Source organism: Tamlana sedimenti, assembly GCF_038148895.1.
Lineage (GTDB): Bacteria > Bacteroidota > Bacteroidia > Flavobacteriales > Flavobacteriaceae > Tamlana.
In genome coordinates this window covers 61,597-79,423 of sequence record NZ_JBBVGQ010000007.1, presented here as the reverse complement: position 1 = coordinate 79,423, position 17,827 = coordinate 61,597, and the positions used below count along the sequence as shown (strand labels likewise).

The following is a 17,827-nucleotide window of genomic DNA, read 5'->3' as shown; positions in this document are numbered from 1 at the left end:
ATTTATTGAAACGTAAAGTTTAAAAACACTCCTCTTGTTTTCATGCTTGTGATGTTGCTAGTCCATGGGCTATTGGGGTCTTCGTCCCTAACCAGTTCGTCATTAATTCCAAAAAGACCTCTTACCGATGGTGTAAATTTGAAGTTGTACAGGTAAAAATCAATGCCAAAGCCAAGTTCGTAAAAGATAGAATTTTTGGTTGTTCTAAATTGCCCGGCACTGTTATCTTCAGGGTTATTTTCGTTGCTAGAAAGGTTCAATGCTGTTGAAAAACCACCAACAATAAACGGTTTAAAATTATTGATGCGTTTGGTGGAAACTTTTACCAACAAAGGAATGTGTATGTAGGTGGATTTTACCTCTCTGTACAAATCTGAAGTTTTTACATCGGGCACGCCGTCAAAATATTGTTGACTATAATAAAGCTCACGGGTAGTAATTAACAATCCCGGTTCTAAACGCAAATCAATAAAACTGTTTACGCGCAGATTTCCGATGAGACCGACATTAAAACCAGGACTTCGCTTTACGTAAATATCACGTAAGTCTTCATTGTAATCAAAATTGAAATCGTAATTGCTTATTCCCAAAAAGTAGCCCCAACGCAGTAAATTATTGTCTGTTGACCCTCGCCCTTGATTGGCATCATAAGTCACTTTTTCTCTTTTAAAAAGCTGTGCACTTGAGGTTTCAATGATGAATAAAAATGAGACTAATGCAAAAAAGTATTTCATCTGGTTGCGTTTATTGTTTTTTATGGGTCAGATGCAATTCGCCATTAAACTTTTCGATATGTATAAACAAATTGTTATGGCTCATTTCATATTACTATATTACTACTTAGATGATTTATAAATTGTTGCCACGCCAAAAGTTTGTGGAAAATCTTCAACACTAATAAACCCAATTTTGCGTAAAATATTGTTCAGCGCTTCACCATATGGAAAAACCGATGCCGATTCACTTAGGTATTTATAAGCGCTTCTGTCTTTTGAAAACACTTTTCCTATTAACGGCAGAACGTTTTTTGTGTAGAATTTATAGCCTTGATTATAAGGAGTTTTGGTAGGAACCGAAGTTTCTAAAATAACAAAAGTGCCATTAGGTTTTAACACGCGGTAAATTTCCTTGAGCCCATTTTCCAAGTTTTCAAAATTCCGAACGCCAAAAGCAACGGTTATGGCATCAAAAGTATTATCTTCAAAAGGCATCTTTTCGCTATCACCTAAAACCATTTCAATTTTAGATTCCAATCCCTTCTTTTGCACTTTTTGCTTGCCAATAGCCAGCATGCCGCTACTAATGTCTAATCCAACAATTTTATTGGCATTGGTTTCTGCCAAATTAATGGCCAAATCTCCGGTGCCTGTGGCTATATCAAGAATCGTTTGCGGATTGCTTTCTGCAACCATCTTCACCACTTTTTTCCGCCATTTTATATCTATTCCAAAAGAGATTACGCGGTTTAGGCCATCATAGTCGCCAGAAATGGTGTCAAACATTTTGGTTACTTGTTCCTTTTTGCCTAAATCACTGTTTTTATAGGGCTTTACTTTTGACAAATCTGTAAATTTTTGGACAAATATAAACTTTTACTCGATAATCGAGATTTAAAAACCTTGAAGCTTCCGTTGAATTTAAACTTTTGTTTCTTTAATGCCTTCCGGGATTGTTGCGAGGTAGTTTACAACAGCATAAAATAATTAGTGTTAGAAGATTATAAAGAATCAAAATTTACATCAATGTCTATTTTATAGTATATTTGCCATACTTTTTATGATATATAAATAATGAAAATTATTATTGCTGGAGCTGGTGAAGTTGGGTTTCATTTAGCAAAATTATTGTCTTACGAATCTCAGGAAATTACCCTAATAGATACAGACAAAGAAAGTTTAGTTTACGCCGATACGCATTTAGATATAAAAGTAATCAGGGGTGATGCCACTTCAATAGCTGTTTTAAGGGATGCTCGAATAGCATCGTCAGATTTGTTTATTGCCGTTACCGCCAGCGAAACCACAAATATTACTGCATGTGTTTTGGGAAAGCAATTGGGCTCAAAGAAAACAATTGCCAGAATTTCCAATACAGAATTTATAAAGTATAAAGATGAAGTTGGCTTTACCGAATTTGGTATTGATGAGCTTATCTCGCCGGAATCTTTGGCCGCATCAGAGATTGAATTGTCTTTAAAACAGTCGTCCTTTAATGATACTTATGAGTTTGAAGGTGGGGCATTGACCATGGTAGGTTTAACGCTTTCCAGGTCGGCGTCGTTTGTGGGTAAAACTGTTAAGGAAGCTGCTAAAATTTTTCCAGAAATCCATTTTGTGCCCATTGCTATTCAGCGCTTTGGTACGCAATATACTATAATCCCAAGGGGTGATACCCAGTTTAAACGTGGCGATAATGTTGTTTTTATTACTTCTGAAGGTGGAGCCGAAGAGTTATGTAAACTCACAGGAAAATCCAATAGGGAAATAAAACATGTCATGATTTTGGGCGGAAGTAAAATTGGATACAAATCTGCACGCGATTTGAGCGATAAAGGGTTCAATGTGAAACTTTTTGAGGCCAACAGAGAGCGCGCTTTTGATATAGCCGATGATTTGCCAAATGTTTTGGTGATACAAAGTGATGGACGAAATGTTGATGTTTTGGATGAAGAAAACATTAGCGAAATGGACGCCTTTATTGCCGTTGGGGAGAATTCTGAAACCAATATCATGTCCTGCTTGGTGGCAAAATCAAAGGGTGTTAAAAAAACAGTGGCCTTGGTTGAAAATATGGATTATTTCGAGTTGTCACATTCTGTCGGTATAGAAACACTTATCAATAAAAAACTTTTGGCGGCAAACAATATTTTTAGATACATCCGGAAGGGCGAAGTTGTTGCCATGACCAAATTAAGCAATATGAATGCGGAGTTGCTGGAATTTGAGGTTCGTTCAAGTTCTATTGTTTGCAATAAACTTATTAAAAATATCGATTTTCCAAGATCGGCAATTATTGGCGGTGTCGTGAGGAACGGCGAAGGTATTATAGCTTTGGGCGATTTTAAAATTCGGGAAGGAGACCGCGTTGTTGTATGTAGCTTATTGCAATCCATAAAAGGTGTTGAAAAATTATTCAGGTAAAAATGAAGCTTAATTTTAAAATCATTTTTCACTTCCTTGGCCTGATGTTGGTTTTCAATGGTGGCTTTATGCTATTGTCTGCGCTCATGAGTTTGGCATATCAAGATGGTGTAACTTCGCAGCTATTTTTATCGGGCATAATTACTTCCTTGGTTGGAGCTGTATCAATGGTTTTAACCAGAAAGCATAGAAAGGAAATCAATAAGCGTGAGGGTTATATTGTTGTTACTTTTGGTTGGATAATAATGTCCCTTTCTGGAACCATTCCCTATATACTCACAGACAGCATTCCAAGTTTTACAAATGCATTTTTCGAGACCATGTCGGGTTTCACCACAACGGGTGCATCAATTTTAAATGATATTGAAGCCGTTCCGAAGGGTATTCTATTTTGGCGAAGCTTAACACATTGGATTGGCGGTATGGGAATTATCGTATTGGCCATTGCTATTTTGCCTTTGTTGGGCATTGGTGGTATGCAACTTTTTGCGGCCGAAGCACCTGGGCCCAGTGCCGATAAATTGCACCCAAGAATTACCGATACCGCAAAACGTTTGTGGCTCATTTATTTTGGGTATACAGCTGCCGAAACTTTACTTTTAAAAGTGGCAGGCATGTCCTTTTTTGATGCCATAAACCATGCGTTATGTACACTTTCAACGGGTGGGTTTTCAACCAAAAATGCTAGTGTGGCTTACTGGAATGGCCAACCCATAATTCAATACATCATTATTTTGTTTATGTTTTTGGCAGGTACCAACTTTGTATTGAGCTATTTTGCTTTTAAAGGGAAGGTTCAAAAGGTAATCAAGGACGAAGAATTTAAACTATATTTCAAGTTTGTGGCCGTATTTACCATTATAGCGGCACTAGTTATTTATTTTAGGGCAGATGTATCTACATCATCCATCGATCACCCTATGGTTTGGGGAAAAGCAGAAAGTGCCTTTAGGCATGCATTGTTTCAAGTTCTTACGGTTATTACTACAACAGGTTTTATTTCGGCAGATTATACCATGTGGACACCCTTTTTGGTGGTGTTCTTCTTCGGACTCATGTTTTTGGGTGGTTCGGCCGGTAGTACCTCAGGCGGTGTAAAAGTAGTACGCCATTTAATTTTAATAAAAAATGGTTTTTTAGAGTTTAAGCGCACGCTTCACCCTAGCGCCATTTTGCCTGTGCGTTATAACAAAAGAGCCATTTCGGGGAGTATCGTATTCAATATATTGGGCTTTTTTATACTATATATGCTCTCTTTTATCATTGGGGGCTTAGGGTTTTCCATGTTTGGTATCGACTTCAGTTCAGCCATTGGTTTGTCGGCTTCCACATTGGGTAATGTTGGTCCTGCTTTGGGTGATTTTGGGCCTGTAAATAACTATGCTGCATTACCTGATTTGGCGCAGTGGTGGGCCTCGTTTTTAATGCTTATTGGGCGTTTGGAACTCTTTACGGTGCTTATTTTGTTAACGCCTTTCTTCTGGCGGAATAGATAATTTCGAATATTTTTATCTTACTGTATACCACGAGGAGGCTTTTCGCTACTATCCTGACGTGGATTTTACACGGTTTTTGTAACAATTAGTTAAAATATAACACCAATTATATATAATTATAAAACTAATTTATCATGAGCTTTGGGGTCGTTCAGTCGGCAATTGTTTCTATTAGGAGTAATTTAGGATTGCTTTCAAAAAGAGAAAGGCTTAACAAAACCTTGTCTGGTTCTGGAAGAAATAAATATGAAACTAAATCACCATCAGCCAGTCCTTATGAACTAAAAAAGTTAAGGAATAGAATTTTAAGAGAGAATAAAGCAATAAGAATAAAGCAATTGGTTTTTGTTATAACTATTGTAGCTTTATTAATTTTTGGGTTTCTGTACTATTTTATTTAACTCATTTTGAAATAGCTCTAGTTTGTGAGAATTTCATAGATTGAATTATTTATTAAAAAAGTTACTAAATTACTCTGTCATGGGAGGAGAAGGTTCAATGGCTAGTGCCAATACTACATTAAAAAATAACAGGAATCTTTTATCCAAAAGAAAGGAAAAGAATGCTCTTTTGGGGAGTTATGCCAATGCCGAGATGAAAGATTTTCCAGAGGCAACGCCAGAGCAATTATCTAAATTAAAACAAAGACTTAAAAAAGAAAATAGGCGAGCTATTGTAAAGAATATGCTTTTATTTATCGTTCTTGCTGTGCTAGTAGTCAGTTTCTTCTTGTATTTCTTTTTTTGAAAACAAAAAGACCTGTCAGTTTTCAAACAAACAGGTCTTTTAAATTGTGTTTTTAAAACAGTTAGAATTAGCTAACAGCTTCTTTTATACGTTTTACAGCTTCAATAATTTGTTCTTGTGAGGCTGCATAAGAAATTCTTATACAATCTGGGTTACCAAATGATTCACCGTCAACAGTAGCCACTAAAGCTTCTTCCAATAAATACATTGAAAAATCTGAAGCATTGTTTATGGTCTTTCCACGAAGTGTTTTTCCAAAGAAATAAGAAATATTTGGGAACACGTAAAAAGCACCTTCCGGTACGTTGGTTACAAACCCTTCAATATCGCCTAATAGTTTCAAAATTAAATCGCGACGCACTTTAAATTCGTCTATCATGTATTGAACACGAGAAGGCGACTCGTTTAAGGCCGTAATGGTAGCACGTTGCGCAATACAGTTGGCACCACTCGTAATTTGACCTTGCATTTTGTTGCATGCTCTGGCAATTTTTTCTGGAGCACCAATGTACCCAATACGCCAACCGGTCATGGCAAACGCCTTAGATACACCGTTTACCGTAATGGTGCGGTCGTACATATCTTCAAATTGAGCCATACTGGCATGTGCACCAACATAATTGATGTGTTCGTAAATTTCATCCGATACCACGTAAATGTTTGGGTATTTTACCAATACATCTGCTAAACCACGTAATTCTTCTTTGCTGTAAATAGAACCACTTGGGTTGCAAGGTGAGCTAAACCAAATCATTTTGGTTTTTGGTGTTATGGCTGCTTCCAGTTGCTCTGGAGTCATTTTAAAATCTGTAGCGATGGTGGTTTTAACTTCAACAGGTATACCGTCGTTAAGCTTTACAAGGTCGGCATAACTCACCCAATATGGACAAGGCATAATAACTTCGTCACCTTTATTGGTCATAACACCTGCAATATTTGCCAACGACTGTTTCGCACCTGTTGAAACTACAATTTGGTTCGGGGTATAGGTTAAATTGTTATCGCGCTTAAATTTTTTAATGATGGCCTCTTTTAAATCACCATATCCATCTACTGGTGAATAAGAGTTATAGTTATCATTAATAGCCTGAATAGCGGCCTCTTTAATAAAATCTGGAGTGTTAAAGTCTGGTTCACCAAGACTTAAGCCAATAATGTCTTTTCCTTCGCCTCTAAGTTCTCTCGCTTTGGCTGCCATGGCCAATGTAGCAGATTGGGCCATGTTTAAAATTCTATCAGATAGTAATTGCATGAAATTTTAAGTAAATAAATAGTAATTAAATTTGTAATGCTGGTTTTCTTCCCATTTCCTTTAAATATTTAAAATGGGATATTATAGCACTGCGGGTTGATTTATATTCGTTGTATGGTAAGTTGAATTCTTTTGCCGTTTCCCTAACTATTTTTGAAATTTTAGTGTAATGTACATGGCTAATGTGAGGGAAAATATGATGCTCTACTTGGTGGTTCAATCCGCCAGTAAACCAATTGACAATTTTATTTTTTGTGCTGAAATTGATGGTTGTTTTAAGCTGATGGATGGCCCAAGTATTTTTTAAAGTACCATCTTGTTCTGGTAGAGGCATTTCGGCTTCATCCATAACATGCGCCAGTTGGAAAACCACGCTTAAGATTAAACTTGCCGTATAGTGCATCACAAAAAATCCGATTAAAATTTTCCACCAAGCGATGTCTAAAAACAGCATAGGAATAACAATCCAAATGGAAACATATATTATTTTAGAGATGACCAATTTGCTCCAATTCCAAATCGGATTTGGGAATTTGCCATACGATAACTTACGTTTCATATAGCGTTTCATTTGTAACCAATCTGTAGTTATGGCCCAATTTATAGTCAATAAACCATAAAGAAGCAAAGAATAGTAGTGCTGAAATTTATGGTACCATTTCCATTCTGAGTGTTCTGTGAATCTTAAAATTCTACCGGCATCCAAATCTTCATCATGTCCGTGAACGTTAGTATAGGTATGGTGAAGTACATTATGCTGTACTTGCCAATTGTAAACGTTTCCGGCCAAGATGTAAATACTGCTACCCATTAAACGATTAACCCATTCTTTATTTGAAAAAGAGCCATGGTTGCCGTCGTGCATCACATTCATGCCCACGCCAGCCATACCTATCCCCATTACGATGGTAAGAAGCAATTGCGCCCAACCAGGAATATCAATGGTCAACAATAAAAAATATGGAGTTAGGAACAAAGAAAACATAACAATGGTTTTTACCCATATTTTCCAATTTCCGGTTCGTTTTACTTTATTTTCCTTGAAATAATCGTTCACTCTTTTGTTGAGTGTTCGAAAAAATTTAGCAGAATCAACTCTTGAAAATGAAAGTGCTTGTTTAGTCATGTTGGTACTTTTAATATGATAAATTTAAAAAAAAACGATTGATCATACCCGCGGCAAAGATAGGTATAAACAAAGTTAACTTGTAACGTTTTTTTGTAAAAATATGTATTTAAAAAGCATATTTTTGTTGAAAATTTAACACTAATGGACCTTATTTTAAAGTATTTTCCTAACCTTACGGAAGACCAAATAGAGAAATTTAAAAAATTGGAATCGCTCTATAAGGATTGGAATTTGAAAATCAATGTCGTGTCCCGAAAAGATATTGACGAGCTTTATTTAAGGCATGTTTTGCATTCCTTGGGGATAGCCAAAGTGTTGGAATTTGAAGAAGGCTCCAAAATTCTTGATGTAGGTACTGGTGGAGGATTTCCAGGAATACCATTGGCCATTTTATTTCCAGAGTGCTCGTTCCATTTGGTAGATAGTATAGCAAAAAAATTGAAAGTTGTAGATGGAGTTGTTGAAGGCTTGGGGTTAACCAATGTAAAAACTACCCATAGCAGGGTTGAGGATATTGATGACACATACGACTTTATAGTAAGCAGAGCTGTAACGGCCATGCCAAATTTTGTGCAATGGGTTAAAGGCAAAATAACCAAAAAACAAAACCATGAACTTAAAAATGGTATTTTGTATTTAAAAGGAGGCGATTTAACCGAAGAGCTTCAAAGTTACAGAACGGCGACCATTTATAATTTAAGTGACTTTTATTCAGAAGAATTTTTTGAAACCAAAAAAGTAGTCCATTTACCTTTAAAATACAGAGGTTAATTACTCTAGTCTTGCTATGTTGGGGATAATGTTGTTGAAATAGTAGTACTGATTTTGAAACCAATAAGTATTGCTGTATTCTGAAATATTGTTTACATCAGGGCCAATGGATAAAATATTGTTGGCGCGCTCGTAGCTTTCCTTGGATTTTGTTAATTCATTCAATTTGTAATAGGCCATGGCCAACCCCAAGTAGGCATCAAAATCAGTGGAATCAAATTCAATGGCATTTTCAAAGTCTTTTACTGCGTCCTCAAATTTGCCCAACATCAAATTGGAAATACCACGGTAAAAATAAGCATAAGCATTGTATTTGTTCAATCCCACGGATATGGTAAGGTCTTCATTGGCTCTTTGAAAATAATTAAGGGTCAATAAAAAAGTTCCGCGACTGTAATAGTTTTCGGCGCTTGGGTCTATTAAAATAGCTGTTGAGTAGTCTCTTATTGCCTCATAATGATTCTCGAGAGCGGCATAAACCGAAGCACGAAGAATATAAGTATTAGGTTGTGTTGGCGCTTCTTTAATCACTTTGGTGAAATCTGCCAGGGCTTTTTCGTATTCACCTAAATCGTAGTTAACACATGCCAAACTATAAAGTGCATCAATAAATTTATCATCAAGCATATAGGCTTTGGCATAATCTTCTTTCGCGCCCGTTAGGTCTTTAATGCTATATCTGGAGTTACCACGGTTATAATAGGTGTCTGCATCTGGTTCTTCCACAATTATTTTCGAATAATCTACAATGGCGCCGTGGTAATCGCCTAAGTCATTTTTGGCAATAGCCCTTTGAAAATAGGCATCCAAATTTTTAGGTTCTTCTTCAATAGCTTGGGTTAAAAGCGATATTTTCTCATTCAAATTGGTTGAGCGCATCGCTTTTCGGTAAAGTTTGTTTGCTTGTCCTATGGTTAGGCAAGGAATGACAACGAATAATGTAAATAGTAGTTTTTTCATCAGCAAAATTCATTCAACAAAAAACATGCCGTTATTTGTTTGAAAAAATCAAATGAAAGATAACTGAAATTTTAATCAAAATATAGACTAAAGCACAAATAAAGTTTCTTTGTGAAGGATTTTTGTTAAAATTTTAAAAAAATGTAAGAAATTATTTTTTTAATCAAAAGTTTTGTTACATTTGTCGAAGATAATCGCTATTCATCGATAAAAAAATTGAAAAGTTTTAGTTTTAAAATTTTTCAATATGAAGAAAAAGAAAAATGTACTCTCCGGTTTTGCGTTCGGATTTTTGTTGTTTGTTTCAACAGTTTTTGTTGCCAACGCTCAAATTATTCAAGTGGAAATTATTGGGGGAGCAGTTGTTACCCAAGGCTCTACAGTAACCATTAATGCAGGTAATAGCCTGGATTTTAGGATTACCAACGTTGAGCCTGGCGCTTGCCAAAACAATAATGGATTGAAAGTTGACGGGGTAATCCTTTCAAACACCACGGATTTTGATATTTCTCCAAATAACCCCAATAAGACTATAAAGCAAGCAAGTTGTGGGGGCAGCATTAGTACCCACCGTTTAGACTTTAGCGTTGAAAATATAAGTGGTAGCTGTGTTACCACAAATACTTTGGTTGCTATAGAATTAAGGGATTTTGCAGATTTTAGTTTTACTCTGGAAATCAATTCGGCACCTGAAATATTTGTTCTGGGAGGAAGCCCTTACGCCGACATTTATCATGGTGATACCAATACAAGTGATGCCAACGGAACACACTTTGGGGTAGTTGATGAGGGTAGTGCAATTACCAGAACCTATGTTGTATCAAATATTGGAAGTTGCGATTTAGATGTAACAGCCGTATCCAGTTCAAATTCAGATTTTGCTGCGTATTCTCCGTTTGGATTGTTACCGCCAACCATAACTTTAGCACCATTTGGTTCTACTGTAATTAATGTAACCTTTACTGCGCCAGTTGCTGGAACTGGAACACAGACTTCCGTTATTAGTATTTCAAATTCAGATAACACGACATTCACGTTTACGGTTGATGCCGAAATGTTTAATGAAAATATTCCTGGCCCTGGAGGTATTACGGCTGATTTTAGATTATGGTTAAAATCAACACGAGGTGTTGTGCAAAGCTCATCAAAAGTTTCAGAATGGGGAGATTTGGGCACTAACGCCAAGGACGCCATTCAGCCAACATCGTCAAATCAGCCAACCTATTTGGATACGGCTTCAGACAACATCAATTTTAATCCAGTTATTAAGTTTGAAAATGATGGGGCAACAGTTGAGCAATACCTCTATAACAGTTCAAATGGGTTTTACAGTCAGGACATTTTTATAGTCATGGTCCCAGACGCTACCATGACCAGCGCATCATCAAGAAATACCATTTTTGCAGGTGTTTCAACGGGAAGTGCGGGAGATATGACTGGCGTAGGGTTTGGAGATTACTCTTCCGAATTTACCAATGAAACCTTATCTTATAACCAAAATATTCCTGGTGGAGGAAACTATAATGGTGCCGCCGAAATAAGTTCTACCTATTCAAGTGCGGGAATCATTAACGTGCGCAATAACGCGGCGGTTTCACCAACGGGTCAAGACATTTTGTATAACGCGCAAGTTTTAACTACTTCTAATGTAAATGATATTGCTTTTGCCAATATAGGCAGTGCTGGACCTCCTGTTTTAGGAAGTGAATATTGGATTGGTAGAAACTTTGATGTTCAGGGAAGCTTAAATGGACGAATTGCCGAAATTTTTACGTTTGCTGAACGTGTTCCTGATGCCGACCGACAAAAAATTGAATCCTATTTAGCCATTAAGTATGGTATTACCTTAGGCACTTCAACCGAGGCACAAAAAGATTACATTAATTCTTTTGATACCAAAGTTTGGGATATCGTGGCAAATGCCGGCTACAATTATCATGTGGCAGGAATTGGTAGGGATTCCATTTCCGATTTAAACCAAAAGCAGTCTAAAACTTTAAATCTTGCAAACGAAGTAACCATTGGTTTAGGAGGCGTTTATGATAAAAACAGCTCAAATTCAAATGAATTCACCAAAGATGGCGACTTTCTTGTCTGGGGTAACGACGATGGTGCCTTTTCTGGTACCAGTACAAATACCGTTACCATTGCATCGGGCATTACAACTTCATTAACTCGCATTGACAGAAAGTGGAAAATTATTGAGTCCAATGAAGATGTTGCTGGGGATGTTGAAACCGTTTATGTGTCCATACCAGTGGCTGCATTTAGTGGTTTTTCAAAAACTGCAACAGAGGAATATGCTTTAATAGTTGCAGATAATGCCAATTTTGCAGATGGCGATATTATTGATGTCATCCCGCTTCGGTCAACTGATGGTGGAATAAACCTAAAAACATGGTATGATTTTGATGGCACTAAATATTTTACTTTCGGAAAAGTTTCCCAGCTAACTGAAAACCATTCCGTTAGTATAGCTTCTGGTGATTATTTGGTTGGAGAGTATTCATTAAATTTAAGTTCGGATGCCTTTACCATTTCAGCATGGATTAAATGTGCTTCTACAGCTAGCGATAGAACGGTTATGGCTAAAGGTGAAAAACTTCAAATCAGATTAAATTCGTCAGGTAACATTGAAGTTTACATTGATGATGCCGTGACGCCAAAATTTACATCAAATGTGGTCGTAGACGATGGCAAATGGCATCATACCACATTTGTTTATGATAGTGGCACCATCTTAATGTACATTGATGGTGTTCTAGATAAGTCCATTCAAGATGTTGTGCACCCTTCCCCCAATTTTAACAACTATTGCGTTGGAGCGGTTTATATTGACAAGGGTAATGTTATAAACCCGCTTTTGGGTGAGGTTGATGAGGTCTATGTTTGGGATTTGGCTCTTTCTGAAGCGCAGGTGCAATATTTAATGAATCAAGAAGCAGAACGTTTTGATATTAGCGGAACAGATTATGTTAACTGTAAAGTATTGCCCCAGGCATCAGCGAGCAATGAGGTAGCCACAATTCCTTGGAGCAGTTTAAGGGTTTACTATGATTTTAATTCGTTTTACGGTTCAACCATAGAAGGATTGACAGATGATCGCTACTTCCTCAGATTAAAATATCTTGATAAGGACAAAACGTTGTTGGAAAGCCAAACGATCCCTGCTCCCTATGTTTCCATAGCCGATGGAACATGGGATGATACAGCAACTTGGGCAAACGGTGCTAATATTGTTTTGCCAAACAGCCTTGGTTTGGATGGCACTTCTGTTGATTGGAACATAGTTGAAGTTGGTCATGACATCACTTCCGGTGATAGAAATGTGTCCCTTCTTGGTCTTATCCAAACGGCGGGTACTTTAACCATTGCAGACCCTGTCGACGCCCAAGATGAAACTAATTCTGGCCAAGCGCTCAGGATATCACATTATCTTGAGTTGGATGGCGTAATTGATTTGGTTGGCGAATCTCAATTGGTTCAGTTTGATGGAAGTATAATTGACGCCGATAGCGGCGGTTATATCGAAAGAGACCAACAAGGGACGGCCAACAGCTTCAATTACAATTATTGGTCATCATCTGTAGGACCTATTGGTGGAAATTCTGCAACGCGGGGTACTGGTGTGTCCTCAACAAATGCCAACCATACTTTAGCCGATGTTTTAAACGATGGAACCATTTCAGCCCTGTATCAAAGTTTGAATTATGATGCGTCACCAACGGGGGGAGGAGCTATTCCGCCTCCTGGTTTTGCAAAAACAATTAGTACGTATTGGTTGTATAAATTCTATGGCGCTGCCGACAATTATTTTGCTTGGGAAAAGATTGATGAAACATCCTCAATTGCTGCTGGAGAAGGCTATACCATGAAGGGTACTTCAGGTTCAGTGCCTATTTCAACCGAACAAAATTATGTGTTCAGAGGCTTACCCAACAACGGCGATATAACTTTGACACTAGATAATTCCTCAGGAGAAGTAGATCGTTTAATAGGGAACCCGTACCCTTCGGCTATTGATGCTTCCCAGTTTATTTTGGATAATATGAGTGTTGCTGATGGAGGGAATAACGCCACAGGAAACATTTTTAATGGTGCCTTATATTTTTGGGATCATTTTGGTCAGCAAGATTCACATGTATTGTTAGAATATGTTGGGGGTTATGCCACGCGGAATTTAACGGGTGGGGCCGTTGCTATTTCAAATGACGCCAGGATTAACGATAACTTGTCAACAGGTTCAAAAACACCGGGACCATACATTCCCGTTAATCAAGGGTTTTTTGTAAGTACTGAATTGGATGGATTTAACAATGAAAATGGTACACCACTTTTAACGGTTGATGGTGGCAATATTGTGTTTAAAAATAGCCAGCGGGTTTATGTAACTGAAGATGGCACAAATTCCCAATTTTTAAAATCATCTGGGAAAAAACAAAATCTTGTAGCGACCGATAACCAAGATAAAAACCCATTGATTAAATTGATGTACAATTCCCCAAAAGGGTACCACAGACAAATAGTTTTGGGGGCAAATGTAAATGCATCTGTAGATTTTGACATGGGATACGACGCCTTTATGGTTGATGTAAATGATGAGGATATGTATTGGCATTTTGCCGGCAGTAAATTTGTGATTCAGGGTATTGACAAATTTGAAGAAAACCAAGAATTTGGCATTGGTTTAAAAGTGAAACAAGCAGGAATAATTAAAATAAAGTTGGATGGCGTCGAAAACATGAGCGACTCCATAGCCCTTTTCATTAAAGATGACTTAACTGGAGAAACGTTTGAAATCAACAACAATTCATTTGAATTGTTTTTAGATCCGGGAGTTTATAACGACAGATTTAAACTTGTTTTTCAAGAATCTGCTGTCATCTTGAATGTTAGTGATGATGTCGCTTTAGATGGACTTTCAGTATATTACAATACCGAGTTGTCTAAGCTGACCTTAATAAATAAAAACAACTTAGCGGTTTCTGGAATCGCCGTTTACAATATTTTAGGGCAAAATGTTCAAACTATAGCGTTGGAATCCTCTAAAGATGAAACCATCCGCATGAAGTTAAATAGCGGAGCCCATATTGTGAAAATCAAAACCGCAAATGGAGTTGTCAGCAAAAAAATAATGGCTAAATAATATTTAGTTATTATTTTCAATCTTTTAATTTATCAGTTTCCAACAATTTGAATGAGCTTGTTTTTTGCCTTTTCAAAATGAGCTTGCAATTTAGGGATAGAATGTTCACCATAACCTCTTTCTAGTCTCGCTTTTGAAACTTCTAAAAGTTTCATTAAGTTTTTGGCGGATTGTTTGGCCACTACAGCATCAGTACTACCTATTTTATTGAACCATATTGGAGCACTTTCAGCAAACGGATAACTATCCATAAGTGGCCAATCCACCTTTCCTCCTGAAACCCTTGCGGTTACCCATCCTCCTTTAAGAACATCCAAAGTACCTTTGTAAGTTTTGCTTCCTGCTTTACTGTTTCCTTTTTTGGTCCAAACAACTTCTCCATTTACAAATAGTTCAACCTTTTCATATGGAACAGCCGAGTGCACATCAAGTGTCCATGTAACTTTTTTGCTTTCTCCTGAAATGACATCACCAGATATTTTATCATCAACTTTAAATTCGATTAAAGGCCCATTGGTGACAAAACTTCGTCCAGCTTTTATTGCTTTTAAATAACTGTCCATAGTTAGATTTTCTTCTGGCTTTACATAAACTCTGGTTGCACCAATGGCCATAGTTCGATACAGGTCATTCATAACATCACTACCGCCCGAAATGGTAACGGGCTCACCAATATTTAGCATTTGGTGCCAAAGCGCTGCTGTGCCTATTTCGTCAGACCATAAACAGCCCAATTCAATATAATCGGTTTCACCCAAAACGGCATCGGCAATTAGCTCTATGGGAATGTATCTTGCTCCATCATCACTCAATGGGTTTTGAACACTTGTGGGGTGAACATAACCGCCTAATGCATTTTGACTTTTTGCGAACCTGAGGGGTTCTGCGTTTAATCGGTCATCACGACCATAAATATCATAGCGAGGCCCCCAAACCCAAGGCCAATACAAATCTTGTGTTCCTATTAGGCCCAAATGCCCAAGAAAATGTGAGCGCACTTCTTGTCCAAAGGCAATGAGCGGTGCTTCATCGCGTTTCCAGCCCCAAAGGTTTTGTTGTAAAAAGCGCTGTCCTAAATTGGCCAACAAAGGAAAAGCGGCATCAAGGTCTTCTGCTTTTATATCCAGAACAATATCATTGGGGTCTAACTGACTGGTGCCACCATAATTGATGTGAAAATGATTGTCCCCACTATACCATCCATTGGCGTTGGCATCCCAAATACTTGATAAGTTGATTTCCGCAGTTTTTGTGTTTTCATCCAAATTGATTTTCGCAGTAGTTTTAACCGTCGAAAAACCATGAACCGCAGTTATGGTTAGCTCGCCTGTTTGGGCTTCTATTTCAATCTCATCAGGCGAATAAAAGAAAACAATACCGTTTTGCCCATCAGAATGAACAATGCCATTTTCGGGAATAACGGGGTGACCGAAACTATCGGTAATGCTCATACGTACGGCATCAACTTTTCCATCAACGGTGCTTTTAATTTTAAGTTTTGCCGTTGGGGCGTTCCAAACCCAATTGTTAATTTCCAAGGTTTCGGGCATTCCACCATTGACGCTGATGCGTTTTAATTCCGAACGCTCATCAGAATTAAACTCATAATAATACACCCATGTTCCGTCGCCATTAAACTTTGGCCCCAATGGTAAATGGTTGCTTTTTGTGAGCAAAAGGGTGCTTTTTGGGGTAAGGATGTCCAAAAGCCTTAATTCGTAAAAGTCGTCTCTTGGCCATGTATATACTAAGGTTTGATTGTCAGGCGATAATGAAAAAGCCGCTTGTGAGGTGAAATTTTCCTCTGCTAACGGGTTTGACTCATTCGACGCTGTATTCAACAATTCAATGGAGTCATATGAAAAGCCTTCTTTTTTTAAGTACACCAACCATTCGCTTGAATTGGTTGGAATGGGCAAACGTTCCAAATGGTCTTCCTTGGTAATAAGCTGTTTTTCGTTGGTTGATAAATCTATGCGCCAAAGGTCAAGCGAGCCAACATCTGCCGACGCGTAATAAACATAGTTCCCATCCCTAGAAAAAATCGGGTCTAAATCCAATGCTTTGGTATTTACCAAAACGGTTTCGGCTTTAGTTTCTAAATCCAAAAGAACAATTTCGGTATCTAAGCTGTTGTCGCGAATAAAAACAATTTTTTTGCCATCGGGCGACCAATTTGGTTTGGAGTCTAAATGTGCGCTGGCCGTAATTCTTGTGGCTGTTTTTGAGTCAGTTTCCATTAGCCAAAGCCAACCTTTTGCTGCAAAAACCAATTGACTATTTATTGGTGAAGGTGCCGGGTCTGTGGGGCCGGCATTTAAAATGGGCAGTTCGTAACCTTCTAAATAAACATGATGCCCAAAACCATCAACATGCGGATAACGGTTGGTCCATTGGCTGTGCATAAGGGAAATGTTAAAAATACAAAGGGCAATTAGGCTAATGTAGAATTTCATAAACAGATACTTTTTGTTGTGGTTAAGTAGAATGTGGAATTGAAAAGAGGCTGCTTTTCCAAATTTAACTAATTATAGGAAAATTTGGTTAATCTCTTTTATAAATATACCTATTGAAGAGACGGAGGGTTTATTGAAGAATTAAGTATGCTTTTTCTCCTCGTTTAACGGTTCGTATAGGAATAGTGCGGTTTTGTGTCCGAGGATTTTCCGTAGGAAAATCAGAGTGACCAAAAAAGCACTAACCTTTTGATTAAGTATAAAACTAAGCATTATTTTTATACAATGTTATGTGCTGGCTTTTTTATAAAAGTTTAGTTTTTTTAGAAATATGATTACTAAGAATTTTTAATAATTGTGGTAACTTGGAATATTGAAATCATACCATAAGGCACATATAATACCCATAAATTATTCCATTTTTTAAATAATTCCTTGTTTTTGTTTTCGGCACTTATGGTATTAGTAGCTAACCAAAGAGAGATTTTACTGCCATAATGAAAAATAAATAACGCTAAACTAAATCCGATTAAAATTATAAATAGCTTATTTGGAAGGGATTTATAAAAAGGGTTTACAAAATGTAAAATCAAAAGTGGAAGTAGAGTTGTCAAAAGTCCGATTCTGATTTTTGGCTTTATTGATATTTTTTTTGTCAGTTTTTCAAAAATCAGAATATTTATTATTCCGAAAAATATGATGTAAAGAATATTCATTTTTTATTTAGAAG

At 37.2% G+C, this 17,827-nt stretch carries 13 protein-coding genes; 6 read left to right on the top strand and 7 right to left on the bottom strand.

From position 1 onward, the window contains the following. Positions 1-2 precede the first annotated feature (2 nt). Both porT and ubiE read right to left on the bottom strand, forming a co-directional pair. A complete protein-coding gene (porT, locus tag WJN01_RS14810; protein WP_445197937.1) occupies positions 3-734 on the bottom strand; it encodes a type IX secretion/gliding motility protein PorT/SprT in 732 nt (243 codons plus the stop codon). 102 nt (positions 735-836) lie between these two features. After that, entirely contained in the window at positions 837-1,562 is a 726-nt protein-coding gene (gene ubiE / locus WJN01_RS14805) for a bifunctional demethylmenaquinone methyltransferase/2-methoxy-6-polyprenyl-1,4-benzoquinol methylase UbiE (protein WP_445197936.1), read from the bottom strand. Between the two features lie 228 nt (positions 1,563-1,790). Between ubiE and trkA the strand changes: the two genes are divergently transcribed. From trkA to WJN01_RS14785, 4 genes are all read left to right on the top strand, one after another. After that, positions 1,791-3,140: a Trk system potassium transporter TrkA gene (trkA, locus tag WJN01_RS14800; RefSeq protein ID WP_445197935.1), complete on the top strand. Its 1,350-nt coding sequence runs from the start codon at positions 1,791-1,793 to the stop codon at positions 3,138-3,140. Positions 3,141-3,142: 2 nt separating this feature from the next. Further along, positions 3,143-4,636 carry a TrkH family potassium uptake protein gene (locus WJN01_RS14795; protein WP_445197934.1) on the top strand — a complete coding sequence of 498 codons (1,494 nt, stop codon included), beginning with the start codon at positions 3,143-3,145 and terminating at the stop codon, positions 4,634-4,636. Between the two features lie 134 nt (positions 4,637-4,770). Next, a complete protein-coding gene (locus WJN01_RS14790) occupies positions 4,771-5,037 on the top strand; it encodes a hypothetical protein (protein WP_445197933.1) in 267 nt (88 codons plus the stop codon). A 79-nt stretch (positions 5,038-5,116) separates the two neighbouring features. Further along, complete coding sequence (locus WJN01_RS14785) at positions 5,117-5,383, top strand: hypothetical protein (RefSeq protein ID WP_445197932.1); 267 nt, start codon at positions 5,117-5,119, stop codon at positions 5,381-5,383. A gap of 67 nt (positions 5,384-5,450) precedes the next feature. Here the strand turns inward: WJN01_RS14785 and WJN01_RS14780 are convergent, their stop codons facing one another. Together WJN01_RS14780 and WJN01_RS14775 are read right to left on the bottom strand one after the other, a co-directional pair. Beyond that, positions 5,451-6,635, bottom strand: a complete 1,185-nt coding sequence (locus tag WJN01_RS14780; RefSeq protein WP_445197931.1) for a pyridoxal phosphate-dependent aminotransferase — start codon at positions 6,633-6,635, stop codon at positions 5,451-5,453. Positions 6,636-6,660: 25 nt separating this feature from the next. Next, on the bottom strand, positions 6,661-7,761 hold the full coding sequence (locus tag WJN01_RS14775) for a fatty acid desaturase family protein (RefSeq protein ID WP_445197930.1): 1,101 nt from the start codon (positions 7,759-7,761) through the stop codon (positions 6,661-6,663). 144 nt (positions 7,762-7,905) lie between these two features. On the opposite strand from WJN01_RS14775, the gene rsmG reads away from it, so the two are divergent. After that, complete coding sequence (gene rsmG, locus WJN01_RS14770; protein WP_445197929.1) at positions 7,906-8,535, top strand: 16S rRNA (guanine(527)-N(7))-methyltransferase RsmG; 630 nt, start codon at positions 7,906-7,908, stop codon at positions 8,533-8,535. Here rsmG and WJN01_RS14765 read toward each other — a convergent pair whose 3' ends face one another. Next, entirely contained in the window at positions 8,536-9,495 is a 960-nt protein-coding gene (locus WJN01_RS14765; RefSeq protein WP_445197928.1) for a tetratricopeptide repeat protein, read from the bottom strand. Between the two features lie 247 nt (positions 9,496-9,742). Between WJN01_RS14765 and WJN01_RS14760 the strand changes: the two genes are divergently transcribed. Further along, the gene (locus WJN01_RS14760; protein WP_445197927.1) at positions 9,743-14,641 is read left to right on the top strand and encodes a DUF8202 domain-containing protein; all 4,899 of its coding nucleotides are present in this window, start codon (positions 9,743-9,745) and stop codon (positions 14,639-14,641) included. Between the two features lie 32 nt (positions 14,642-14,673). On the opposite strand, the gene WJN01_RS14755 is transcribed toward WJN01_RS14760, so the two are convergent. Both WJN01_RS14755 and WJN01_RS14750 read right to left on the bottom strand, forming a co-directional pair. Then, positions 14,674-17,097, bottom strand: coding sequence for a CehA/McbA family metallohydrolase (locus tag WJN01_RS14755; protein WP_445197926.1), 2,424 nt, complete (start codon positions 17,095-17,097; stop codon positions 14,674-14,676). A gap of 338 nt (positions 17,098-17,435) precedes the next feature. After that, positions 17,436-17,813: a hypothetical protein gene (locus WJN01_RS14750; protein WP_445197925.1), complete on the bottom strand. Its 378-nt coding sequence runs from the start codon at positions 17,811-17,813 to the stop codon at positions 17,436-17,438. Between the last annotated feature and the right edge of the window lie 14 nt (positions 17,814-17,827).